The organism is Demequina aurantiaca, assembly GCF_050598105.1.
Taxonomy (GTDB): Bacteria; Actinomycetota; Actinomycetes; order Actinomycetales; family Demequinaceae; genus Demequina; species Demequina aurantiaca_A.
Map to the genome: position 1 here is coordinate 177,900 of NZ_CP192436.1, position 22,767 is coordinate 200,666.

The 22,767-nt window shown below is 65.8% G+C and carries 19 protein-coding genes; 14 read left to right on the forward strand and 5 right to left on the reverse strand.

What is annotated here, in order from left to right:
* Positions 1 to 62 precede the first annotated feature (62 nt).
* The 5 genes from fbaA (at position 63) to ACQU6B_RS00820 (ending at position 11,973) form a co-directional block, all read left to right on the forward strand.
* On the forward strand, positions 63 to 1,082 hold the full coding sequence (gene fbaA, locus ACQU6B_RS00800; protein WP_430868149.1) for a class II fructose-bisphosphate aldolase: 1,020 nt from the start codon (positions 63 to 65) through the stop codon (positions 1,080 to 1,082).
* 145 nt (positions 1,083 to 1,227) lie between these two features.
* Positions 1,228 to 2,526, forward strand: coding sequence for an adenylosuccinate synthase (locus ACQU6B_RS00805; protein WP_430868150.1), 1,299 nt, complete (start codon positions 1,228 to 1,230; stop codon positions 2,524 to 2,526).
* A 218-nt stretch (positions 2,527 to 2,744) separates the two neighbouring features.
* A complete protein-coding gene (locus tag ACQU6B_RS00810) occupies positions 2,745 to 9,722 on the forward strand; it encodes a DUF5979 domain-containing protein (RefSeq protein WP_430868151.1) in 6,978 nt (2,325 codons plus the stop codon).
* Positions 9,723 to 9,814: 92 nt separating this feature from the next.
* Entirely contained in the window at positions 9,815 to 11,077 is a 1,263-nt protein-coding gene (purD, locus tag ACQU6B_RS00815; protein ID WP_430868152.1) for a phosphoribosylamine--glycine ligase, read from the forward strand.
* A 2-nt stretch (positions 11,078 to 11,079) separates the two neighbouring features.
* Positions 11,080 to 11,973 (forward strand): phosphoribosylaminoimidazolesuccinocarboxamide synthase, encoded by an 894-nt coding sequence (locus ACQU6B_RS00820; RefSeq protein ID WP_430868153.1) that lies wholly within the window; start codon positions 11,080 to 11,082, stop codon positions 11,971 to 11,973.
* On the opposite strand, the gene ACQU6B_RS00825 is transcribed toward ACQU6B_RS00820, so the two are convergent.
* Together ACQU6B_RS00825 and ACQU6B_RS00830 are read right to left on the reverse strand one after the other, a co-directional pair.
* A complete protein-coding gene (locus ACQU6B_RS00825; protein WP_430868154.1) occupies positions 11,970 to 12,563 on the reverse strand; it encodes a hypothetical protein in 594 nt (197 codons plus the stop codon). The two genes, ACQU6B_RS00820 and ACQU6B_RS00825, sit on opposite strands and share 4 nt — an antisense overlap.
* Before the next feature lie 99 nt (positions 12,564 to 12,662).
* A complete protein-coding gene (locus ACQU6B_RS00830) occupies positions 12,663 to 13,454 on the reverse strand; it encodes an SDR family NAD(P)-dependent oxidoreductase (RefSeq protein WP_430868155.1) in 792 nt (263 codons plus the stop codon).
* Positions 13,455 to 13,586: 132 nt separating this feature from the next.
* Here ACQU6B_RS00830 and ACQU6B_RS00835 point away from each other — a divergent pair, with 132 nt between their 5' ends.
* The 5 genes from ACQU6B_RS00835 to ACQU6B_RS00855 all read left to right on the forward strand — a co-directional run bounded on the left by ACQU6B_RS00835 (position 13,587) and on the right by ACQU6B_RS00855 (position 16,359).
* The gene (locus ACQU6B_RS00835) at positions 13,587 to 14,072 is read left to right on the forward strand and encodes a MarR family winged helix-turn-helix transcriptional regulator (RefSeq protein WP_430868156.1); all 486 of its coding nucleotides are present in this window, start codon (positions 13,587 to 13,589) and stop codon (positions 14,070 to 14,072) included.
* Between the two features lie 394 nt (positions 14,073 to 14,466).
* Positions 14,467 to 14,988: a hypothetical protein gene (locus ACQU6B_RS00840; RefSeq protein ID WP_430868157.1), complete on the forward strand. Its 522-nt coding sequence runs from the start codon at positions 14,467 to 14,469 to the stop codon at positions 14,986 to 14,988.
* A 77-nt stretch (positions 14,989 to 15,065) separates the two neighbouring features.
* Positions 15,066 to 15,317 carry a phosphoribosylformylglycinamidine synthase subunit PurS gene (gene purS, locus ACQU6B_RS00845; RefSeq protein WP_430868158.1) on the forward strand — a complete coding sequence of 84 codons (252 nt, stop codon included), beginning with the start codon at positions 15,066 to 15,068 and terminating at the stop codon, positions 15,315 to 15,317.
* Positions 15,318 to 16,022: a phosphoribosylformylglycinamidine synthase subunit PurQ gene (gene purQ / locus ACQU6B_RS00850; protein ID WP_430868159.1), complete on the forward strand. Its 705-nt coding sequence runs from the start codon at positions 15,318 to 15,320 to the stop codon at positions 16,020 to 16,022. It abuts the gene before it with no gap.
* A 13-nt stretch (positions 16,023 to 16,035) separates the two neighbouring features.
* On the forward strand, positions 16,036 to 16,359 hold the full coding sequence (locus ACQU6B_RS00855) for an antibiotic biosynthesis monooxygenase family protein (protein WP_430868160.1): 324 nt from the start codon (positions 16,036 to 16,038) through the stop codon (positions 16,357 to 16,359).
* Here the strand turns inward: ACQU6B_RS00855 and ACQU6B_RS00860 are convergent.
* The gene (locus tag ACQU6B_RS00860) at positions 16,349 to 16,825 is read right to left on the reverse strand and encodes a GNAT family N-acetyltransferase (RefSeq protein ID WP_430868161.1); all 477 of its coding nucleotides are present in this window, start codon (positions 16,823 to 16,825) and stop codon (positions 16,349 to 16,351) included. The genes ACQU6B_RS00855 and ACQU6B_RS00860 overlap by 11 nt on opposite strands.
* 60 nt (positions 16,826 to 16,885) lie before the next feature.
* Complete coding sequence (locus ACQU6B_RS00865) at positions 16,886 to 17,914, reverse strand: LLM class flavin-dependent oxidoreductase (protein WP_430868162.1); 1,029 nt, start codon at positions 17,912 to 17,914, stop codon at positions 16,886 to 16,888.
* 161 nt (positions 17,915 to 18,075) lie between these two features.
* Between ACQU6B_RS00865 and ACQU6B_RS00870 the strand changes: the two genes are divergently transcribed.
* Together ACQU6B_RS00870 and ACQU6B_RS00875 are read left to right on the forward strand one after the other, a co-directional pair.
* On the forward strand, positions 18,076 to 18,609 hold the full coding sequence (locus ACQU6B_RS00870) for a ferritin (RefSeq protein ID WP_430868163.1): 534 nt from the start codon (positions 18,076 to 18,078) through the stop codon (positions 18,607 to 18,609).
* Positions 18,610 to 18,665: 56 nt separating this feature from the next.
* On the forward strand, positions 18,666 to 19,676 hold the full coding sequence (locus ACQU6B_RS00875) for a GNAT family N-acetyltransferase (protein WP_430868164.1): 1,011 nt from the start codon (positions 18,666 to 18,668) through the stop codon (positions 19,674 to 19,676).
* A 23-nt stretch (positions 19,677 to 19,699) separates the two neighbouring features.
* On the opposite strand, the gene ACQU6B_RS00880 is transcribed toward ACQU6B_RS00875, so the two are convergent.
* Entirely contained in the window at positions 19,700 to 20,404 is a 705-nt protein-coding gene (locus ACQU6B_RS00880; RefSeq protein WP_430868165.1) for an aspartate/glutamate racemase family protein, read from the reverse strand.
* Positions 20,405 to 20,507: 103 nt separating this feature from the next.
* On the opposite strand from ACQU6B_RS00880, the gene ACQU6B_RS00885 reads away from it, so the two are divergent.
* Entirely contained in the window at positions 20,508 to 20,951 is a 444-nt protein-coding gene (locus ACQU6B_RS00885; RefSeq protein ID WP_430868166.1) for a heavy metal-responsive transcriptional regulator, read from the forward strand.
* 255 nt (positions 20,952 to 21,206) lie between these two features.
* A complete protein-coding gene (locus ACQU6B_RS00890) occupies positions 21,207 to 22,766 on the forward strand; it encodes a Re/Si-specific NAD(P)(+) transhydrogenase subunit alpha (RefSeq protein ID WP_430868167.1) in 1,560 nt (519 codons plus the stop codon).
* Position 22,767: the final 1 nt, after the last annotated feature.

Sequence of the window (22,767 nt, forward strand, 5' to 3'; positions counted from 1 at the left end):
TTGGGCGCGATTTCTGACAGAATGGGGCTCGGATCATTGCCCCCTTACTTCAGGAGATAAAAATGGCTCTCGCCAATCCCGACTCTTACAACGCGATGCTGGACGCCGCCAAGGCTGGCTCCTACGCGTTCCCCGCGATCAACATCACCTCGTCCTCCAGCATCACCGCGGCTATCCAGGGATTTGCCGAGGCAGAGTCCGACGGCATCATCCAGGTCTCGGTTGGCGGCGGACAGTACGCCTCCGGAGCGACCATCAAGGACCAGGTCGTCGGATCGCTCGCGCTCGCAGCCTTCGCCCGCGAAGTCGCTGACAGCTACGGCGTCACCATCGCGCTGCACACCGACCACTGCCACGCGACCTACGTCGACAGCTGGTTGCGTCCGCTACTGGCCGCCTCCACCGATCGCGTGAAGAACGGCGGAGAGCCGATCTTCCAGTCGCACATGTGGGACGGTTCCTCCGTGCCGATGGGCGAGAACCTGTCGCTCGCGCAGGAACTCCTCGAGCTTTCAGTCGCGGCCAAGACCATCCTCGAAATCGAGATCGGTGTTGTCGGTGGCGAGGAAGACGGCCACGCGGCCGAGATCAACGACAAGCTCTACACGACCACCGAAGACGGTCTCGCGACCGTCGAGGCGCTCGGCCTTGGCGAGAAGGGCCGCTACATGACGGCCCTCACCTTTGGCAACGTGCACGGCGCCTACAAGCCCGGCTCGGTCAAGCTGCGCCCGGAACTGCTCGGCACCATCCAGTCCGAGGTCGGCGCGAAGGTCGGCAAGGACAAGCCGTTCGACCTGGTATTCCACGGTGGCTCCGGCTCGACCGCGGCTGAGATCGCTGAAGCAGTCAGCTACGGCGTCATCAAGATGAACATCGACACTGACACGCAGTACGCGTACACGCGTCCCGTTGTTGACCACATGATGAAGAACTACGACGGCGTCCTCAAGATCGACGGCGAGTGGGGCAACAAGAAGGCCTACGACCCTCGCGCCTGGGGCAAGGCAGCCGAGGCAGGAATGGCGGCCCGCATCGTCGAGGCCTGCCAGCAGCTCGGTTCCGCCGGCAAGAAGATCTAAGTACGACTGTGGCGAAAGCCCCCGGAGTCGTACCGACGCCGGGGGCTTTCGCACGTCACCGTAAGATAGACACGCACTAGGGACGTGGGCGGACGCTCACGTCTACCAAGCCCCGAGCATTGTTCTCGGGTGAGGGGAGGGCCTCGTGCCCGGAGTAGTTATTGTTGGTGCCCAGTGGGGCGATGAAGGCAAGGGCAAGGCGACTGACGTCTTGGGCTCCCGCGTTGACTACGTGGTGAAGTTCAACGGCGGCAACAACGCCGGTCACACCGTGGTGATTGGCGACCAGAAGTTCGCGCTGCACCTGCTGCCCTCCGGAATTCTGTCGCCCGGCGTCACGCCGGTGATCGGCAATGGCGTCGTGGTCGACATCTCCGTGCTGTTCCAGGAGCTCGACGCCATCGAGGAGCGCGGGGTGGACACCTCCAAGCTGCTGGTCTCGAACGCGGCCCACATCATCGCGCCTTACGCGCGCACCTTGGACAACGTCACCGAACGCTTCCTCGGCTCGCGCAAGATCGGCACTACCGGGCGCGGAATCGGCCCGGCCTACGCCGACAAGATCAACCGCGTGGGCATCCGCATGGGAGACCTGTTCGACGAGCAGGTCCTGCGCGACAAGATCCAGGGCGCCCTCGAGCAGAAGAATCACCTGCTCGTTAAGGTCTACAACCGCCGCGCGATCGAGGTCGACGAGGTAGTCGAGGAACTCCTTCAGTACCGTGAGCGCCTCGCGCCGATGGTGACGGACACGTCCCTGGTGCTCAATAACGCGCTCGACCGAGGCGAGACCGTCCTGTTCGAGGGCGGCCAGGCCACCATGCTGGACGTCGACCACGGCACCTATCCGTTCGTCACGTCCTCCAACGCGACGGCGGGCGGCGCGTGCACCGGCTCCGGCGTTGGCCCCACCCGCATCGACTCCGTGATCGGAATCGTCAAGGCCTACACGACCCGAGTGGGCGAGGGCCCCATGCCCACCGAGCTGTTCGACGAGGACGGCATCAAACTGCAGACCATTGGCGGCGAGTTTGGGGTGACCACGGGGCGCGTGCGCCGCTGCGGCTGGTACGACGCGGTCATCGCGCGCTACTCGGCCCGTATCAACGGCCTGACCGACTTCGTGCTCACCAAGCTCGATGTGCTCACCGGCTGGGAGACCATTCCCGTGTGCGTCGCGTATGACGTGGACGGCGTGCGCTACGACGACTTGCCGCAGGATCAGGCCGCGTTCGCCGCTGCCAAGCCCATTTGGGAGGAGTTCCCCGGCTGGACCGAGGATATCTCCGCATGCCGCTCGTTCGACGAGCTTCCCGCGAATGCGCAGAACTACGTCCGTGCGCTCGAGGCCATGTCCGGTTGCCGGATCAGCTCCATTGGGGTTGGCCCGGACCGCGAGCAGACCATCGAGGTCAACGACCTGATTCACGCCCGCGGCGAATAGCCCTCCTCCTTCCCCTCCTGGGCCAGGCGTCGCCTCCGCGGCACCTGGCCCCGACACGGACATTTTGGACACCGCGCAGCCGTGTCGTAGTGTGATCTAAGTCACTCGCCCCACGTTGGGGTCTCGGTGGCGCACCAGACATGTGTTGTGGTCCCCGGCTGAGGTGTTACACGGGGCACGGCACGTGGTATTTCCATCTATTGAGGGATAGATCACACGTGAAGATTGCTACGTCCGCGCGCGCTTTTACCGCCGCACTCCTTGTCTCCGTACTAGCGCTTGCGAGCGCCTTCGTGGCAGCACCCGCGATGGCCGCTCAAGGCGATCCCCAGTATCTTTCCGTCACGAAGGCGGTTGACAAGCCGACTCCCGCGCCAGGCGAAGAGTTCACGTACCAAATCGATGTGAACTGCTCGGAGGCGTCGTGCCTCGATGCCCAGCTCCGGGACCCCCTGCCCGCGGAGCTCGACGGCTTTCAGTTGGTCAGCGCCGCGTACAACCCCAGCGCAGCCACCGTGCCGCGCAATGTCACGTGGGATGTGGGCGGAACCGTCACCAGCACGCAGCCCACCGTTGTCACCGCGGACACCACCCTTATTGTTGACTTCACCGGCGATGTCGCCGCCCCCTCAGGCATCGGTCTGAGCAACGGTCGTACCTTCACCGTCACTCTTAAGCTCAAGGTGCCTGCCCAGATGCCCGTTGGCACTGTCACGGCAGACAACACGGCGTACACCACGGCGACGAATTCTAAGGACGACCAAGCGACGGCGACCGTCAAGGTCACGGTTGCAGAGACGGTCTCTGTTGGCCTCGCCAAGACCTGGAAGCCCTCACCCCAGTCCTTCGTGGTGGACTCGGCCTCGACCGTGGCGTTGAAGGCGACGAATACCTCGAACATCGCCGCCAACACTCTCGTCGTCCAGGAACCGTCCGTGGCCGCGGCGAACGCCACCACGCTGACCTCGAACAACCCCTTCGTCATCACTGACTTCACCGGGCTCACTTCCTCGATGCCTACCGGAGCCACCGCGGTACGAGTGGACGCGTATGTCTTCACGGCAGGAACCCCCGGCACGTGGAACTGGGTTTCCGGTACGGCTGGCGCTACGCCCGTGCTTCCCGCTGGCGTTGCGGCCGGCGATGTGGGCGGCTTGCGCTTGACCTACACCGGCACGATTGCCCCGTCCGCGGCTGCGGATGTTTCTGTGGGCCTCAAGCAGCGTGCGACCCACCGCAACACTGGTGTTGACCTGTCGAAGGCGTCGCACAGCGTCACGAACATTGCCTCGGCCACTCTCACCGCGACCGGTCACAACCCCGTCTCCACTACCGCCAACGCCCCCTACACGGTCAACCCTGCCAAGGTTGCTGCGGGCGCTAGTAAGAGCATCTCGCCGAGCACCATCGCCGCGGGTGACACCGCCGTCGCCACGCTCGTGGGCACCAACACGTCCGATGTGGGCGTCAACACGCTGCAGTTGTCGGACCTCGGTTACTTCACCGACAAGGTGACCTTCGGCGGCTTCACCACCCCTCCGACCTGGCCCGCGACCGCAGCATCGGCCGCCGTCATCTTCCACCCCCTCGCCGGCGGTGCTGACGTGACGGTTCCGTTCCTCGAGACCGAGACTCCCGCCACCCCGGCATTCAAGATCTCCGGCTTCGACATCGTCTACACGTCCGCCGATGGCGCAATCGCCTCTGCTTCGTCAGCTACGGCGAAGTTCAAGATCAACTCCACCGAGAGCGCGATCGTCACTGGCACCACGCTGCTGACCACCAATAGCGTCGACGTCAAGGTGATTGCGCCCAACGGCAACGAGGCCAGCGCGAAGGCGTTCGCCAACTTGACGCTGGTGACCCCCGCGATCAAGGTGACGCTGAGCAAGTCGGTGCTGCCGTCCGCGGTGGTACAGCCGGGCGACCGCGTCGTCACAAAGCTTGTCTCCAAACTGACCACCACCTCCGACTACGTCACCGCGAAGCAGATAATCGTCGAGGATTCATTTGGAGTACGCCCGGCTACCTCTAATAAATTCTGGAACGCCTTTAACCTGCAGTCGATTCCGGGCACGCAGATTCCCGCGAACAGCAGCCTCAAGGTCGAGGCTCGCGACGCCGCCGGTAACTGGTTGACCATCGGAAGCTTCCCTGCAAGCACGTCACCCCAGCAAGTCGAACTCACGAGCGCGCAGATCACCGCGGAACTCGCCGGCACCGGCACCGCGCTGAACGACGTGACCGGCGTGAGGTTTACGTTCGACAACGCCACGGGCTTCGCCGACAACACCACGGTGACCCCCTACGTGGTCTCGACAGCTCGGAGCACGCTCCGCTCGGGTGGCAACGTCACGACCACCCCCGGCACGGCAGTGCAGTACCGGAATGACGCCAGCACCAAGGGCAGCGGCGCCACGGTACCCGGCACGCCCGTTCAGGGAACTGCCTCCGCTAATAGCAGCGCCAGCATCGTGACGTACTCGGGCGGCGGCGGCCCCGGCGGCACCGTGGGCATTGATAAGCAGTGGGCCCAGACGACGGTCTCTGCGCAGTCTGGCGCCACCCCATCGACCAACCTCAATTGGAAGGTCACTGAGGGCTTCGGCCAGGTCACCATCACCGATCCAATCGATTCCACCAACGTCGCGGCGACAGTGTTTAACGCGTTCGACCTCCGGGTGATCTCCGCGATCAGTTCGAGCTCGAGTCCGTTCAGCAACGGTTGGTACCTCAAGTACGACACCATCACGGCGGTCGAACTGTTCAACGGCACCACGTGGACGGCGGTGTCCGTGCCCACGGGAGGATGGATCAACTCATCCGGCAGGTTCGTGGGACACACCCTCACGACCGCGCAGACCGCCAGCACTACTGGCGTCCGAGTGACGCTGGTCGAGAACACCGCAGCCCGCCAGGCCGCGCAGACCGAGGGGTCCTCCTTTGACCCTTACGCACCGCTGCCCGGGACCGGCGTGGGTGCCAGCAGCCCGAACCGCACGTTCAACCTGGGTTGGACTTTGCGTGACAAGACTCGCGTTGGCAATAACTTCGTGACCGGCAACATGGTCTACAACGCCACCGACAAGGGCCTCGTCTCCAACTCCGTTCTGCTCGCAGCGGGCCCCGTCGGCGGCACGCCTACCAAGAACGCCACTGATAATGACACGATCCTGCTCCTGGACGGCGTACCGGGGGTGACGGTGGCAAAGACCGTCGACCCCACGACGGTGAGGTACGTGCCGATCGAGGGCTCGTCAGCGAGCAGTTACCCGACGTTCAAGTACACCGTCACCGCGAAGAGTAACTCCGTCTCGCGTGCATCATACGTTCGCGTGATGGACCCGCCGGTGTGTACGTCTGAGGACACTGATGACGTGTGCGAGGGTCCCAGTACCACCCCGCTCGCGGATCCCTTCTCGGCGGCGCCAGGTACCGACTGGCTGACGGACGACGCCCGCGGAAACCCATTCGATCGCATGAACCTGGAGAAGGTCGCCATCTCGGCATCCATCGCCAATCAGGTTGACCTGACCAAGTCCGTGGTCTGGCTGTTGCGCTACAACGGCGGCGTGTACACCACGACGCAGAGCACCGCGACGGCCGTAAACGCCATGAGCGACGCCGATCTCGCCGACGTCGTGGGCATCTCGGTGACGTTCCAGGGAACCGACCCCGCGACCACCGGCGGCACCATCACATCGGCGAACAATCTGAAGGTGGAGCTCTCCACCCGCGTGCGGACTACCTTCAGGGTGTCCGGCGAGCCGCAGGTATTGAAGGCGAACGACAAGGTGGACGTCCCTAACCGCGTGTTCGCGCAGTCCTACGACCCCATCCTCGCTCCTGCCACCCAGACGGGTGACGTGGATACCGCGACCGCGAAGCTGACCGGTGGCGACATCAACGTGGGCGTGACCAAGTCGGTCAGCCCCTCGGCGCTGACCGAGCCCACGCGTGACGACGAGGTGACCGTTACCTTGGTCGCAAACCAGGGGACTAGCCCTGTCAGCAGCCTGTCGCCGGCAGAGGTGCGGTTGACCGACGACACCACCACGTCGCCGGACTTCTGGAACGAGTTCGATTTCAGTGGCCTGGGCACCATCACGGCGCCGGCTGGCGCGGACCGTGTGACGGTTTCCGTCTATGGTCCCTACGGCACCGCCGGGGCTTATCAGTGGAAGGACAGCGCGGTCACCTCGATCGCCAATGCGACCGTTCCCGTTCCCGAGGCCGACTACGACCAAATCGAGGGCCTGCGCCTCGTCTTCACCAAGGACGGCGGCGGGTTCTTCTCGCCCGACGACTCGAAGCCAACGTGGACCACGACGTCCAAGTTCACCGTGCAGTTGCGCGATACCTACCGTGATGACGCTGAGAAAGTGATTCTCTCGGGCTCGGTGGACAATACCGTTACCGCCATTAGCATCAGGAGTGCAGACGAGAGCTCGGTAGAGCGCTCCGCGTCTGCGCAGATCGGTTTGAGCCTCGGTACTTTCGAGATCAAGGTCAACAAGTTGGCCAATAACGGCGTGCACTCCATGAACGCTGGCGAGGAGGCCCCCTGGGACCTGACCTTCACCAACTCCGGAACTGGCTTCCTCACGATTGACGAGCTGCGTGACGTATTGCCCGCATCGCTGGTTTACCTCGGCAGCGAGGACCCTATCTACACGGCGGATCCTGCGGGCATGCTGCCCGAACCGGAGAGCTTCACCATCGACGGAACCGATCTGGTCTTCACCTGGCCACAGGGTGACCGCACGATGGCACCCGGTGAATCGTTCAGCATTCGTATCCAGTTGGAGCTCCAGCCCGGACTCACCTCGGGCCAGCGAGCCACGAACGAGTTCACAGTGAACACCGCTCAGACGCTGGAGTCTTGCGGCAACATCCAGTCCGGTGGGAGCACTACTGACGCATTCGGGAATGACCCGACTACGTGTGGCACCACCGACTACGTCACGCCCAATGTCGGCCCCAACCTCTACACGGTGAAGGGCGTGCGGGGTGCTGTTTCTGGCGCAACTGTCCCGATTCTGCCCGGCTTCGTGTGTCAGCAAAGCCTGTCGGCGACCGGTGGGCAGTACTACCGCTCGCCGTGCTTGGCGAACAGCGTGATTGGCGGCACCGACGATTGGGTGCTGCGCACTCAGAACGCCGGCACCACCGGTGTGACCGAGCTGACTGTGTTCGATGCTCTTCCGGCTCCGGGAGACACGTTCTACATCTCGGGCACCAATCGAGGATCTTCGTACCGACCGGAGCTTACGGCGGCTCCCTTGGTGACTGCCCCCGCCGGCGCGACGGTGGTCTTCGAGATCACCACCTCCGCGTCCCCTTGCGTGGGGACGTGGTCGGACCTGGCGAATCACCCGGTATGCGAGCAGAACGGTGAGGAGTGGACTGTCGCCGACTCCGCCACCGATTGGTCGACAATCACCGGCCTGCGCATCGCTGTCTCGTTTGAAAACAGTCAAGCCGGGATGCTGGCGCCTGGACAGTTCGTGGACGTCACTTACCAGACCGTCAACCTACCCGCCACGGATGAGAACACTGAGGGAGCAGGCACGAAGGTGCCAGCCTTCGACTCTTACGCGTGGAACCAGTTTGGCGTGAAGTACCTGGATACAACCTCGCAGGCCTTCAAGAAGATTGCGCCAGCCCGTGTCGGAGTGCACCTTGCCGTCGGCGCTATCTCGGTCGCCAAGGACCTGACGGGCCCCGCTACTCAGTACGCACCCGCCGACTTCCTCATGGACGTCAGCTGCACCATCGAGGGCGTCGGCCTTGACTTGGGCGACCAGGCTGTCGTCACGCTCAACGCGGATAACATTTACTCGCATCGCATCGACGGGATCCCGTTGGGATCCGTGTGCGACGTGAGCGAGCAGGGTGACGTCGGCGAGTTCGGCGAGACCTCCCGCACTGGAGACCGGGCCGAGGTCACCGTCGACACTGCTGTCGCCGTTGGGGGAAACATCCCCGTCGCGCAGAGCGTGGAGATCGGCAACGACTACCAGTTCTCCGGTATGTCGGTCACGAAGACCGTCCAGTCGGAGGTCTCGGGCGCCGTCTTCGGGCCATTTGACTACTCGCTCGGGTGCACTACGTCGCTGGGGCAGACCGTGTTGTTTGCGGACGATCAGCCCCGCCAGCTCTTCTCGCTAGTCGACGGGGGCACCTACGCGGCTCCCGAAAACGCGATTCCGGTTGGCTCCACGTGTGTGGTTACCGAGGTCGACAGTGCATCCGCCGACTCCGTCACCATTTCGGGTCCCGGCGTCACGGACAACGGCGACGGCAGCGCTAGCGTCGCAGTCGGCCCGCAGGGTGGCGAGGAGCCCGAGGTCGTGGCCACCTTCACCAACGGGTTCGACTCGACCATGATGACGGTGTCGAAGGCGCTCGCCGGACCCGGTAAGGAGTTCGAAACTGACACCAGCTTCGACTTCACGGTGCAGTGCGTGTTCAACGACTCGGTGCTGCTCGACCAGGAGTTCTCACTAATCGCTGGAGCGGAACAGGCCTTCGGGCCGTTGCCGGCGGGAACTGACTGCGACGTCACTGAGACGGGCACAGGCGGCGCAAAGTCAACTGAATGGACTACGTCAGTCGACGGTGTGGAGCAGGGCTCGGGTACGGGTACCGGCGCCGAGGTAAGCATCCTCGGCACCGTTAACCCTGTCGACCTCATGTTCACGAACAACTTTGCCGCGACGCTCGTGAAGGTGTCAAAGGAACTTGCTGGCCCCGGCGCTGAGTCCCAAACCAAGACTGGCTTCGACTTCTCGATCCAGTGCGTGTACAACGACTCGGTGTTGCTCGACCAGGAGTTCACTTTAGTAGCGGGCACTGATCAGTCCTTTGGGCCGTTGCCCATCGGAGCGGACTGCAGTGTCACTGAAACCGGCACCGGCGACGCGGCTTCGACGTCGTGGCTAGTTGCCGTGGATGGCGTCGAGCAGGGCTCAGGAACCGGTACTGGCGCAAGCGCCGCGGTCACCGACACGACCACGTCGGTCGATGTGACCCTGACGAACCGGTTCAACACCCCTGAATCTGGCGCCGGATCTGACGGCGGTCTGTCCTTGACCGGACCGGAGGGAATCGCAGCGATGGCCTTGGCCGCGTTGGCGCTCATGGCACTCGGGTTCTTGATGGTCATCTCGCGTCGTCGCCGCGGCGACGTTTAGCGAAGGTTCGCGCGGGCGGTACCCAGACTTGGGTACCGCCCGGCGCTCACCAATGAGATGCGCGACCAGCGCCTGTCGGTAGACTCGCACGCGTGATCATCCTCATCGTCGGCGGGGGAGCCCGCGAGCATGCAATTGCCCGCTCCCTCCACCTGGACCCTGCAGTCACCGAGCTCCACGCCGCCCCGGGCAACCCCGGCATCGGCCGGATTGCGACGCTGCACACCACGGACCCGGACGATGGCGTATCGGTTGCTTCGCTGGCCGCTCAGGTGCGCGCGGACCTGGTGATCGTGGGACCCGAGGCTCCCCTCGTGAAGGGCGTCGCCGATGCGGTCCGTAAGGCGGGCATCCCCTGCTTCGGGCCCGGCGCCGCGGCAGCGATGCTGGAGGGGTCCAAGGCCTTTGCCAAGGAAGTCATGAACGCGGCCAACGTGCCGACGGCCGGCGCTCGCGTCTGCACCGACCGCGCGGAGCTCGCCGCAGCTCTCGACGAGTTCGGCGCCCCGCACGTGGTCAAGGATGACGGGCTGGCAGCGGGCAAGGGCGTCGTGGTGACCAACGACCGCGCGGAGGCGGATGCGCATGGCGCGGCGATTCTGGGCTCGGGCGGCCGGGTGGTCATCGAGGAATTCCTGGACGGCCCCGAGGTCAGCCTGTTCGTGATCTGCGACGGCACCAACGTGGTCCCGCTGCAGCCGGCGCAGGACTTTAAGCGCGCTTACGACGGCGACGAGGGACTCAACACCGGCGGCATGGGCGCCTACAGCCCGCTGCCCTGGGCTCCCGCGGACCTCGTGGACGAGGTGGTGCGCACGGTCGCGCAGCCCACGGTCGACGAGATGGCCCGCCGCGGCACGCCCTTCCAGGGGGTGCTCTACTGTGGCCTCGCCATGACCTCGCGCGGCGTGCGCGTCATCGAATTCAACGCCCGCTTTGGCGACCCCGAGACTCAGGTGGTGCTCGCGCGGCTCGAGACCCCTTTGGCGACGGTGTTGATGGCTGCGGCGCTGGGCCGACTCCCCGAACTTCCCCGGCTCGCGTGGCGCGCGGAGTCGGCGGTCACCGTGGTCATTGCCGCGCAGGACTACCCGGCCGAGCCTCGCAAGGGTGACCCCATCACCGGCGTCGACGCCGCGGAGGAATTAGAGGACGTTCACGTGCTCCACGCGGGTACGACGTTCGACCCCCACGGCGCGCTCGTGTCCAACGGTGGCCGCGTGCTCTCCGTCGTCGGTTGTGGGGCAGACTTGGCCGAGGCCCGCGCCCGCGCGTACGCCGGGGTGGCCGCGATCGAGTTGCCTGGCTCGCACCACCGCACCGACATCGCGCTTGCCGCGGCGGAAGGAAAGTAGCCATGGGCGAGATCACCCTGCCGACGCCGCCCGCGGTCCCGGGCTGGCGACACATCTACTCCGGCAAGGTTCGCGACCTCTACGAGCCCCTCGAGCCGCACCCGCGCGGCGACGTGGTGCTCGTGGTCGCCTCGGACCGCATCAGCGCGTACGACTGGGTGCTGCCCACCGTCATCCCCGGCAAGGGTGAGATCCTGACGGCCCTGAGCCTGTGGTGGTTCGACCAGATCCGCGACATCGTCCCCAACCACACGGTTGAGTCGCCGGTGCCCGCCGAGGTCGCCGGGCGCGGCATGATCTGCCAGCGCCTGGACATGTTCCCGGTCGAGTGCGTGGCGCGCGGGTACCTGACCGGCTCGGGGCTGATCGAGTATCGCGACAACGGCCAGGTATGCGGCGTGCCGCTGCCCGATGGCCTGGTCGACGGCTCGCGACTGCCCACCCCCATCTTCACCCCTGCCACCAAGGCCGCCGTCGGCGACCATGACGAGAACGTGAGCTTTAGCGCGGTGGCGGACAGCATCGGCCCCGTCGACGCCGAGGCGCTGCGCGAGATCACGCTGAAGGTCTACGCGCGTGCCCACGAGATCGCAGCGACGCGCGGCGTGATCCTCGCGGATACCAAGTTCGAGTTTGGCCGCAACGCGGCGGGCCAGATCGTGATCGGCGACGAGGTGCTGACTCCCGACTCGAGCCGCTTCTGGCCTGCGGACACCTGGAAGCCGGGCACTGCGCAGCCAAGCTACGACAAGCAATTCGTGCGCGACTGGCTGACGTCCCCGGCATCGGGCTGGGACAAGTCCGGCGACGTGGCCCCGCCGGAACTGCCGCAGGACATCGTGGAGAAGACCCGCCAGCGCTACCTCGAGGCGTACGACAGGCTCGCCAAGAGCTAGTTCGCTGCGTTCCGCTCGGATTCAACAGTGAGCCGGCCTTGAGTAAAGCCCGCGGCAGACTCGAGGATCGCGTCCATCGGAACATTGGTCGCAGCGGAACCCAGCAGGAGGCCCTTGGACACAACGCGGCGGAATTCGGCCGGGTTCAGTGCGGAGGAGACCCCGGGTGTCTCGGGTGTGGTGCCAGGAACCACTACGAACGTCGCGATCGTGAACGCGCCCTTGTGCGTGGTCGTGATGCCGCTGATCGCTTCCCACGGCAGGGTGAACGCTCCTGGAGTGAACTCCGAAGTGAGGCCGCTCGCATCGAGGGTCAGCACCCGGGTTCCTGCCTGGCTTTGCCGCCGCCTCGCCACGATAGTTTCCCAGATTTTGACCTGGAATAGGGCCACGAACCCCAGCGGTAGGGCGAGGAGGGCCAGCGCGTCGGCGCCTCGGTCGGAAAAGGCTAGAACGAGCACGACCGCCGTGGCGAGCGTGGCGAGAACCGCGACGAACTGGGTGCGTCTGAGGTCGCGAGTCAGCAACTCCGCTAAGCCGGGGTTGGCGTGAGCAATAAGTGGTGGCGTATCCGCGCGGGGGACGGTCATGCGCACCATTGTGCCGCAATATTCAACGCCCTTAATGGGCGACCCAACCTTTTGAGGGCCATCCAGCGACCCCGCGCGCGTGAGGTGACAGCGGTCATCTCACAAGGTCCCCGTGAGCACTCCGCCGTCGGCGCGGAGCGCCGCTCCATTGGTCGCCGAGGAAAGCGGGCTCGCGAGGTAGAGCGCGAGGTTCGCGATCTCTCGCGGGCTGATGAATCGCTCCAATAGGGAAGTCTGATTGCCGCCGATGATGGCCGCTTTCAGGTCGTCCGTCGCGATGCCCTGGGCCGCGGCGATGCGGCTGATGGTGCTCGCGACACCGTCGGAATACGTGGGGCCACCCAGAATGGTGTTCACCGTGACTTCGGTTCCGCGAGTGAGCTTTGCGAGGCCGTTGCTCATGCCGAGTAGCGCTGCCTTCGTTGCCCCGTAGTGGATCATGTCTGCGGGCACATTGACGCCGGATTCGCTGCCAATAAAGATGATCCGACCCCAATTCCTGGTGAGCATCCCGGTCATGACCTGGCGCGAGAGCCGGACGCCGCTCATGACGTTGACGTCCCAGTAGCGTTGCCAATCGTCGTTCGTCGTGTCTTGAAACTGGGCGAGGTCGAATAGGCCGACATTGTTTACCAGAATGTCGACCTCTTCCAACTGCGCGAGAAGGCCGGTGACCTGTGCGTGGTCCGCGAAGTCTGCTGCGATTCCGGAGACAGTCGATCCGGGTGCCGTAGCGCGCAGACGCGCCGCGGCGTTCTCCACGCGGGACTCGTTGCGCCCATTAATTGTGACAGAGGCGCCCTCGGCAATCAGCGCCTGGGCGATCTCAAAGCCGATGCCTTGGGTCGAGCCGCTGATGAAAGCCTTCTTGCCCTTCAAGTTCATGTCCATAGATTTCGCTGTCCTCGCGTAGGGGTGTGGGTTGTGTTTTACTTGCTCAGTCAAGTGAAAGTGAGTCTGTGTCACTTTCTTGAGAAAGTCAATCCCGTCGTCAAGTCGTCCACGTTCCCGTACGCTGTTCCTATGGCAGATGCGACACGCCCCGCGGGGCTGGGCGATGAGGAACTTAGGTCGTGGGCCGCCTTGGCGACCCTTCTCGAGTGGTTGCCGGCCGCACTTGATGTACAGATGCTGCGAGACTCCGACCTCACGCACTTCGAGTATGGAATCCTCTATGCCCTAGCGGACGCACCCGACGGCACGCTTCGCATGAGCGTCCTCGCGGGCTACTCGAACAGTTCGCTTTCACGACTGTCGCGCGCTGTCGCGCGCCTGGAAGGCAGGGGATGGGTGACGCGCACCGCCGACCCGAGCGACGGTAGGTACACGCTTGCGCACCTTACGGACCTTGGCCGCGAGACGGTCGTTCAGGCCACGCCTGGTCACGTTGAAATGGTGAACCGGCTGGTGTTTGACTCGCTGACCAAGGCGCAGGTCCGGCAATTGCACGACATCAGCACTCGCGTGACGGCCGCCATCCGCGCCGATGGTTCTTGGCGGGCAACCTAGGGCGCCTCGCCACCCCAACCTTTTTCGTTCCGCGGACGTCCTATACGTGTGACCTACTTGAGAAAGACTGCGGCACTGGCAGCCCTCGCTCTCGGCCCTCACTGAACATTGTCGAGGACGTCGATTTTTGTCCTGCCTGCGGCAACGAGACGCTGACGCTAGACGGCACCACGTGGTACTCGTTCGTGCCCGATGACGCCGCCGACTTTCCGACGCCGCTGGCCCTGGCATCGGGAGACTGGCCGGGACCGGGTGCCTCCTGTGGAGTTGCGGTCGCGGCAAGCGTGGCGTCCGCCCGGGGGTGTCACACCTGTGCGTCGTTGCCTCGTGCGAGCAGCGGGGTCTTTCATCTGTGTGCCCCAACGATTCGGGTGCGCCTGTACGTTGTTGTTTCATGAGTATCCGCACGCGAACGCGAGCCTTGTCAATGGCGTCCCTAGTGGGCGCGCTGTGCGCCTTCGCGCTGGCAGGGTGCGCGCAGGAGGAGACATCCGGCGCGCATATCAACGAACCCTACGAGATCAACGCGACCGCACCCGGCGAGGTCGTCACCACCATCGCCGGCGTCGAGTACTACCCCGCGTGCGGCAATGAGCCGTTGTTACTCGATGGGGCTGGGTGGTACCCCTTCGTCCCCGACTCCGATGCCTTCCCGTTGGGCAGCGATGCGCCTTCCGGTGGCGCGGACGATGCCGCGGCGGGTTCGCCCCCGAGCAACGACCTTCGCTTGGTGTCAGTTGGAGGACGAGGATATTCGCGAGGCGGCTCGGTTCCGCACGTGGTCGAGCCCGGCCCGGGCGACGACCTCGGTACCGTGACTGTCTACGACAACGGCGTCGCGTACTTCCGATCGGATAGCGGCGACCTTGAGACCTGGCTCACCGACGAGAGAATCATCTACAACTGGGCATGCTGACGCGTGTGGCAACTGATTGTGGTGGCCCGCTCTGACCTCGTGTGCTCGGTCTGCACTCCTGGCGCTAGACTTCCCCCATGGCCACCATCGTCGTACATGTGATGCCCAAGCCCGAGATCCTTGACCCGCAGGGCAAGGCAGTTGGCGCAGCTCTCCCACGTCTGGGATTCGATCAGTTCGCCGAGGTTCGCCAGGGCAAACGATTCGAACTCACCGTGGACGGCGAGGTGACCGATGAGGTGCTCGCCAAGGCGCGAGAGGCCGCGGAGACGATGCTGTCCAACCCGGTCATCGAAGACGTCGTCTCGGTCGCCGTCGAGGAGAGCTAGATGACCGCGCGCATCGGCGTCGTCACGTTCCCCGGCACGCTGGACGACCGGGACGCCGCGCGAGCGGTGCGCCTCGCGGGCGCCGAGCCGGTCTCCCTCTTCCACTCGGAGGCGGACCTCAAGGACGTCGACGCGATCGTGTTGCCGGGCGGGTTCAGCTACGGTGACTACCTGCGCGCGGGCGCCATCTCGCGGTTCTCTCCCATCACCGAGAAGATTGTTGACGCCGCCAACGGCGGCATGCCGGTGCTGGGCATCTGCAACGGCTTCCAGGTGCTGACCGAGGTCCACCTGCTGCCGGGCTCGATGATCAAGAACGAGCACCTGCACTTCATCTGCCGCGACCAGACGCTGCGCGTCGAGAACGCGGACACCGACTGGACGCGCGATTACGAGGCTGGCCAGGACATCATCGTGCCGCTCAAGAACCAGGACGGCCAGTACGTGGCCGACGAGCACACGCTCGACGAGCTCGAGGCCGAGGGCCGCGTCGCGTTCCGCTACGTGGGCTGGAATCCGAATGGCTCGCGCCGCGACATCGCCGGCATCACTAACGCCCGCGGCAACGTCGTGGGCCTGATGCCGCACCCCGAGCACGCCGTCGAGCGCGGCTTTGGCCCCGACTCGGTGGAACAGGGCCGCGCGGGTACCGACGGCCTCGCGTTCTTCACCAGCGCGATCTCTAGCCTGCTGGCCAACGCCTAACGGATTGCCGCGAATGAGCCCCGACTCCAGGATCGTCGAATCGGTGGTGCTGCCGGTGCGACCCGGCTTCGAGGGTTCCTTCGAGGCGGCCTTCGCCACGGCGGAGCCGCTGATCATGCGGGCCGACGGCTACATCTCGCACACGTTGCGACGGGGGATTGAGAACCCCGCGACGTACCTGCTGTCCGTCGAGTGGGAGTCGGTCGAGGCGCACGAGCAGGGCTTCCGCGGCAGCGACGACTACCGGGAGTGGACGCTGCTGCTCCACCACTTCTACGAGCCACTGCCGCAGGTTCTCCACTACGGCGCGCCGATGCAGGGGTCGGCTACTTCCTAGCGTCGCCTCCCGTCAGCGCTGGACTTCCGGGCGGACGGTACGTCATATGGAGGTGCACATCGTCCGTGTCGACCTCCGGGTCGAGCGTGAAGTGGTGACGTTCGTAAAGCCGCTGTGCACGACTGCCCCGAAGTACGTTGAGCCGGAGAGGCGAGGATTCCTGCGCGGCCAATACCTGCTCGAGTACCTGGCTGCCAAACCCCATGCCTTGGAACTCGGGCGCGATGTAGAAGTACTCGAGCCAGCGGGCATCCGTTTCGCGTCGCACGGCGATCGACCCAATGTCAGCGCCGTCCAGGACGATCACCTGGGTATCCGCCGCCCTAAAACCGTTGCGCATCCACTGGCGAACGCGGATCGGGTCGAAGCGGCCGACCCGCTCGAGGTCGGCTCGTAAAACGACGGCTCGCAGCTCGACGATCCACTCCAGGTCATTGTCGGAGCAGGCGCGCAGGCTCAGGGTCACTCGCGAATCCTACTCATTGCCGGGGGCTTGAGGGGGTCTCCTGCTGGCGCTCGAGCCTCGCTAGCCGAGTGCGGGCTTGATGTCGCGTGCCAGGACCTCGAACGTGCGCGAGTTGAACTCCGCGCCCAGTTGGTTAGGCACGGTGACCAGGATGGTGTCCGCCGCCATGACGGCCTCGTCCTTCAGGAGCTCCGCCACGATCTTGTCCGGCGCGCCAACGTAGGTCTTGCCGAAGGTGCCCTTGGAGTTGTCGATGTAGCCGATCTGGTCCTCGTTGCCGCCAATCTCCTCCCGCGCGAGCATGCTGCCAAAGTAGCGCTCCGTCTGGTCGTCGAAGATGGGCATGATCGAGCGACTGACGGAGACCCGCGGCGTGCCGGCGTGGCCGGCCTCGGCCCAGGCGTCTCGGTAGGCGGCGATCTGGCGGGCCTGCACCGTGCCGAGCGGCTCGCCAGTGGCCTCGAGGATCAGGGTCGACGACATCAGGTTCATACCAAGTGAGCCGACTCGCTTGGCGCTGTCGATATTACCGGCGCCGTACCAGATGCGCTCGGACAGGCCGGGGGACTGCGGCGTGATGGGAAGGCGTTGCCCGGGGAGCACGTGCGCGCTGGCGCCCGGCTCGGCGATTCCTTCGCCCGCGATAGCGCGACGGAACAGCGCGATGCGCTCCGCCGCATCCTCGACGGGCAGCTTGCCCGCGGGAAGCGGGTAGCCGAAGCTGCCCGGACCATCGGCGGCGGGCTCGGGGGAACCGCGCGAGACGCCGAGCTGCAGCCGTCCTGACGAGACCAAGTCGGCGGTCGCCGCGAGCTCGGCCATGTACAGCGGGTTCTCGTAGCGCATGTTGATCACGCCCGTGCCGAGCTCGATGCGCGAGGTGCGCGCCGCCATGGCGGCCAGCAGCGGGAACGGGGAGGACAGGTTCTGCTCGTAGTGGTGCGCCCGGATCCATGCGCCGTCGAGGCCGGCCTCCTCCGCCGCCACCGCGAGGTCGATCGTGTCGCGCACGGTCTCGCCCGCGTCGCGAGTCCTGGAGCCGGGCGCGGCCGACCAGTGTCCAAAGGAAAGGAATCCAAAGTTCTTCATGCTGTCGCCCCGTAAGTTGTTGATGCGTCTACTAGTCCTCTCAACGCGCTCGGCGGGCGCGGCATTCCCCGCCACTTCCACGCCGGTCCGGCAAGGCGCGCCTCACTGAGAGGAGCCTTCCCTTGCTAGCGCACAGGGCCCGCCACGCCTAGGCTGGGCACATGACTACAGACAACTTTGAATCACTGCTCCGCGCTCAGGTGGGCAACGAGATCGACGCGCACACCCAGTACATCGCCATCGCGGTCTACTTTGACTCAGAGGACCTGCCGCAGCTGGCCGCGCACTTCTACCGTCAGTCTCTGGAAGAGCGCAATCACGCGATGATGCTGGTGCAGTACATGCTCGACCGGGACATCAAGGTGGAAATCCCCGCGGGCAAGGCGCCCCGGAATCAGTTCCTGTCGGTGACCGAGCCGATCGAGCTCGCGCTCGCGCAGGAGAAGCAGGTGACCGCCCAGATCGAGGCGCTGTTCGCCGCGGCTCGCGCCGAGGGTGACGTGCTGAGCGAGCAGTTCCTGCTGTGGTTCCTCAAGGAGCAGGTCGAGGAGGTCGCTTCCATGTCGACGCTGCTCACCGTGGCGCGTCGCGCCAGCGGCAACCTGTTCGACATCGAGAACTTCGTGGCACGCGAGCAGGTGGGCGACGCGGGTGTGGACGCCGACGCTCCTGGTGCCGCGGGCGGCGCGCTCTAGGCGCACCGCCCCACCGTCTCCTTGGGGTCGACGTGATCGCCCAGTAGGATCGCGCCATGATCTCTATTCGTCGCGTCCACACGGACGATGCAGTGGCAGTCGGTTTGTGGACGCAACAGCAGGCCGAGTTGCGAGCGCTCTACATCGACGAGGAACTGGAGCCGGACGAGGAGGACTCGTTCGCCCGCAAGATTGACGCGACGACGGTGTTCGGGTCGTTCGTGGGCAGCGCCGAGGACGGCGAGGGCGTGGCGTCCTCGGTGCTCCAGTGGCCCGACGACGAGTTGCCTCTGGGCTCCATCGAGGCCAAGCGACTCTTTGTGCGCCCGGAGTACCGCCGCCGCGGCTACTCGCGCGTCATGATGGGCGCCGTGGAGTCCGAGGCACGCCGGTCCGGCGCCACCAGCGTGGTGCTGGGCACCGGCACCGAGCAGGTCGCCGCGATGGCACTCTACGGCGCCATCGGCTATCACCAGATCGAGCCGTACGGGGAGTACGCCGAGTACGAGACCACCGTGTGCTTCGCGAAGGACCTGCCCACGCGGGTGCTGGTAGTCAACGGCACCATCGGCGCCGGGAAAACCACGACCGCCGCGGCGGTCTTCGATGCCCTGATGGCGCGCGGCTCACGAGCGGCCTTCATCGACGGCGACTACCTGTGCCAGGCGGAGCCTTCCCATGCGGAGGATCCCTTCAATCAGGCGCTGCTGTTCGACAACCTTGCGGCCATGGCGCCCAACTACCGGGCGCGGGGTTACGGGCTCATGGTGATCGCCCGCGTCGTGGAAGACCCCGAGGACCGCGCGCGTTACGCGACGGCGTTCGCAAGTGCGGCAGGACCCGCGGATGTGAGCATCATCCGGGTGGACGCTTCGCAGGAGGTTCGCGAGGCGCGGGTCTCCGTGCGCGAGCCGGAGGGCAAGTGGCGCGATTGGGCGCTCGCCCGCACGGTGGAACTAAGTGACTCGCTCGACGAGCTCGACCTTGATGACGCGGTGATCTCGACGGAGGAGCGCACGAGCGCCGAGGCTGCGGGCGACGTCCTCGACGCGGCCGGCTGGGCCTAGCTCCACCACCGTCGCGGCCGGGGCTAGTCCGCCAGGGAGAACCTGAGCGCGGCCTCCACGTGCAACTGCGCCGAGTCGAAGTAGGGCACCTCGAGGTCGCCCTGCGTGACGACCATGGGGATCTCGGTGCACCCCGAGATCATGCCCTGCGCACCCTGGTCGAACAGCGGCGCGAAGATTTCCAGCACTTGCTCGCGGGCTCCGGGCGGGACGACGCCCTTGGCCAGCGAGCCGTAGATCAACTCGTGCAATTCGCTCAACGCTGGCTCCGCGGGCGCGATGGTCGTGATGCCGCGGGCGGCCATGTGGTCGCGATAGAACGGGTCGCGCATCGTGTAGCCGGTGCCCAGCAGCGCGACGGTGTTCAGCCCGGCGGCCAGGATCGCGTCGGCGGTGGCGTCGAGCATGTGAATCAGCGGCACGTCGATCGCGGCCTCGACGGCCGGCGCTACCTTATGCATGGTGTTGGCGCAGATCATGATCGCCTCGGCGCCGGCGGCCTGTAGCGCCACCGCATCGGCGGCGAACTGCCGGCCAAGCCCCTCCCAGTCGCCGGCGGACTGCGCATCGGCGATGTGCTGGAAGTTGTACGAGCGGACCAGCAGGTCTGCCGAGCTGCTGCCGCCAAGCGCGGCGTTGACGCCGTCGTTGAGCGCGCGCTCCATCTCGATGGAGCTGTGCCAGGTGATGCCTCCCAGGAGGCCGAGTCGACGGGGTGAGGTGCGCATGCTTTTTACCCTAGCTGGATGGTCGGGGGCCACCGCGGGCTGGGGTGGCACCCCGAGCGACAACCTTCTAGCGCAATGGAAGGATGGCGCGTAGGCTGAGCGCATGAGAATCGGTGAACTCGCAGACGCAGGCAACGTGACGGCTAAGACGGTGAGGTATTACGAGAGCATCGGGCTGATGCTCGCGCCGGAGCGCACGGCCTCCGGCTATCGGGACTACTCGGACGCCGCGCTCGACCGCCTGCGGTTCATCCGGGATGCCCAGGCGTCCGGGCTGACTCTCGCGGAGGCCGGCCAGATTCTCAGGATGAAGGACGACGGCGAGTCCACGTGCCAGCACACGCGCGCGCTCGTCAATCGCCACCTTACCGATATTGATGCGCAGATCGCGAGCCTGCTCGCGGCCAAGGGCGAGTTGACGGCGCTGTCGCGTCGCGCCGGGAGCATGAATCCGGCCGACTGCACCGACCCGAACGCGTGCCAGGTATTGACCAGCGGCGCGCTGACTGACGGCGTGCCGGCCGAGATTGCCTCGGCCGTTTCGTAGGGGCGGGCGCTCCCGTGGACAGAGGGCAGCGCCTCGCGCACGAGTAGCGCGGGCCCCTTTGCGACCGGTGATGGTGGCCGGGGAGACGGGTGCGCAGACCCCTTGTAGCTGCCCATCCGGGGGACCATAGTCCTGTCGAACAGGGCGTCCCGGGCGGCTACGCTCGGAACAGAGGGCCGACAGGTGCGAGAGCACGCAGCGTAGCGCGCGGCCCGTGACCTATCCAGACCGTAATTTAAAGGGTGTGCGTCAAGCATGAGGATCTCAGTCCCCCGTGAGACCCGCGACGGTGAGCGGCTCGTCGCCGCGACCCCGCGCACGGTCGAGCAGCTAGTCAAGCTCGGCTACGAGGTCGCGATCGAGGCCGGCGCCGGCGAGGCCGCCAGCATCCCCGACGCCGAGTACGTGGCCGCGGGCGCGAGCATCGTGGCGACGGAGTCTGCCTGGGACGGCGACATCGTCACCTCGGTTCACGCCCCCACCCAGACGCAACTGGCGGGCATCGGCCCCGGCACCGTCGTCGTCTCGACCATGGCGCCGCACTCGAGCCCGGAACTCATCGCCAGCCTGCAGCGCGCGGGGGTCACCTCGCTCGCGCTCGACGCGGTCCCGCGAATCTCGCGAGCCCAGTCCCTGGACGTGCTGTCCACGATGTCCAATGTGGCGGGCTACCGGTCCGTCATCGAGGCCGCGGAGAACTACGGCGCGATGTTCGCGGGCCAGGTCACCGCCGCGGGCAAGACCGATCCCGCCACGGTGTTTGTCATCGGCGGCGGCGTCGCGGGCCTCGCGGCCATCGGCGGCGCGGTGTCGCTGGGTGCCAGGGTGCGTGCGTTCGACGTCCGGCCCGAGGCCGGCGAACAAATCGAGTCCATGGGCGCCGTGTTCGTCCAGGCGGAGGCCGCTCAGCAGGAGGTATCCGCCGACGGCTACGCGAGCGCGCTGACCGAGGACCAGGAGCGCCTCACGCAGGAGCTCTACGCGCAGGAGTCCGCGGGCGCGGACATCGTCATCACCACGGCGCTGGTGCGCGGCAGCGCCCCCACCACCATCACCGCCGGCATGGTCGCGGCCATGAAGCCAGGCTCCGTCATCGTCGACCTCGCCGCATCGGGCGGCGGCAACTGCGAACTGACCGTCCCGGGCGAGCGCGTCGTCACCGACAACGGCGTGATCATCCTGGGCTGGACCAACCTGCCCAGCCGCATGCCCCGTCACACCTCGCAGCTCTTCGGCACGAACATCGTCAACCTCATGAAGCTGCTCACCCCCGGCAAGGACGGCCAGGCCGTCCTCAACCTGGACGACCAGGTGCTGCGCGGGATGACGCTGACCCACGACGGCGACGTGTTGTGGCCACCTCCCGCCATCCAGGTATCGGCGGCGGCTCCGGCCGCGGCGGCCCCCGCGGTCGACCCAGCCGTCCTGGCGCAGCGCGAGGCCGATGCGCAGGCGGCGGCCGTCGCCAAGAAGCGTCGCACCGCGTGGCTGGCGGGCATCGGCGCGGTCGCCCTTGGCGTCGCGCTCGCGTTCTCCTCTCCGGTGTTTCTCGCGGCCTTCACGGTATTCGTCCTCGCGGTGTTCATCGGCTACTACGTGGTCTCCAACGTGAGCCACTCGCTGCACACCCCGCTCATGAGCCAGACCAACGCGATCTCCGGCATCATCCTGATTGGCGCCCTGCTGCAGCTGGGCTCGTCCAGCATGGTCGTGACGTCGCTCGCTTTCGTCGCGGCCGCACTCGCCAGCATCAACGTCTTCGGCGGGTTCCTCGTCACGTACCGCATGCTCGGCATGTTCCAGAAGGGGGCCTGAC

What these genes read in the sequence shown, in the direction of transcription:
- fbaA (WP_430868149.1), top strand. Translation starts at nt 63, where the DNA reads ATGGCTCTCGCCAATCCCGACTCTTACAACGCGATGCTGGACGCCGCC.
- ACQU6B_RS00820 (WP_430868153.1), top strand. Translation starts at nt 11,080, where the DNA reads ATGGGCGAGATCACCCTGCCGACGCCGCCCGCGGTCCCGGGCTGGCGA.
- ACQU6B_RS00825 (WP_430868154.1), bottom strand. Translation starts at nt 12,563, where the DNA reads ATGACCGTCCCCCGCGCGGATACGCCACCACTTATTGCTCACGCCAAC.
- ACQU6B_RS00830 (WP_430868155.1), bottom strand. Translation starts at nt 13,454, where the DNA reads ATGGACATGAACTTGAAGGGCAAGAAGGCTTTCATCAGCGGCTCGACC.
- ACQU6B_RS00835 (WP_430868156.1), top strand. Translation starts at nt 13,587, where the DNA reads ATGGCAGATGCGACACGCCCCGCGGGGCTGGGCGATGAGGAACTTAGG.
- ACQU6B_RS00840 (WP_430868157.1), top strand. Translation starts at nt 14,467, where the DNA reads ATGAGTATCCGCACGCGAACGCGAGCCTTGTCAATGGCGTCCCTAGTG.
- purS (WP_430868158.1), top strand. Translation starts at nt 15,066, where the DNA reads ATGGCCACCATCGTCGTACATGTGATGCCCAAGCCCGAGATCCTTGAC.
- purQ (WP_430868159.1), top strand. Translation starts at nt 15,318, where the DNA reads ATGACCGCGCGCATCGGCGTCGTCACGTTCCCCGGCACGCTGGACGAC.
- ACQU6B_RS00855 (WP_430868160.1), top strand. Translation starts at nt 16,036, where the DNA reads ATGAGCCCCGACTCCAGGATCGTCGAATCGGTGGTGCTGCCGGTGCGA.
- ACQU6B_RS00865 (WP_430868162.1), bottom strand. Translation starts at nt 17,914, where the DNA reads ATGAAGAACTTTGGATTCCTTTCCTTTGGACACTGGTCGGCCGCGCCC.
- ACQU6B_RS00870 (WP_430868163.1), top strand. Translation starts at nt 18,076, where the DNA reads ATGACTACAGACAACTTTGAATCACTGCTCCGCGCTCAGGTGGGCAAC.
- ACQU6B_RS00875 (WP_430868164.1), top strand. Translation starts at nt 18,666, where the DNA reads ATGATCTCTATTCGTCGCGTCCACACGGACGATGCAGTGGCAGTCGGT.
- ACQU6B_RS00880 (WP_430868165.1), bottom strand. Translation starts at nt 20,404, where the DNA reads ATGCGCACCTCACCCCGTCGACTCGGCCTCCTGGGAGGCATCACCTGG.
- ACQU6B_RS00885 (WP_430868166.1), top strand. Translation starts at nt 20,508, where the DNA reads ATGAGAATCGGTGAACTCGCAGACGCAGGCAACGTGACGGCTAAGACG.
- ACQU6B_RS00890 (WP_430868167.1), top strand. Translation starts at nt 21,207, where the DNA reads ATGAGGATCTCAGTCCCCCGTGAGACCCGCGACGGTGAGCGGCTCGTC.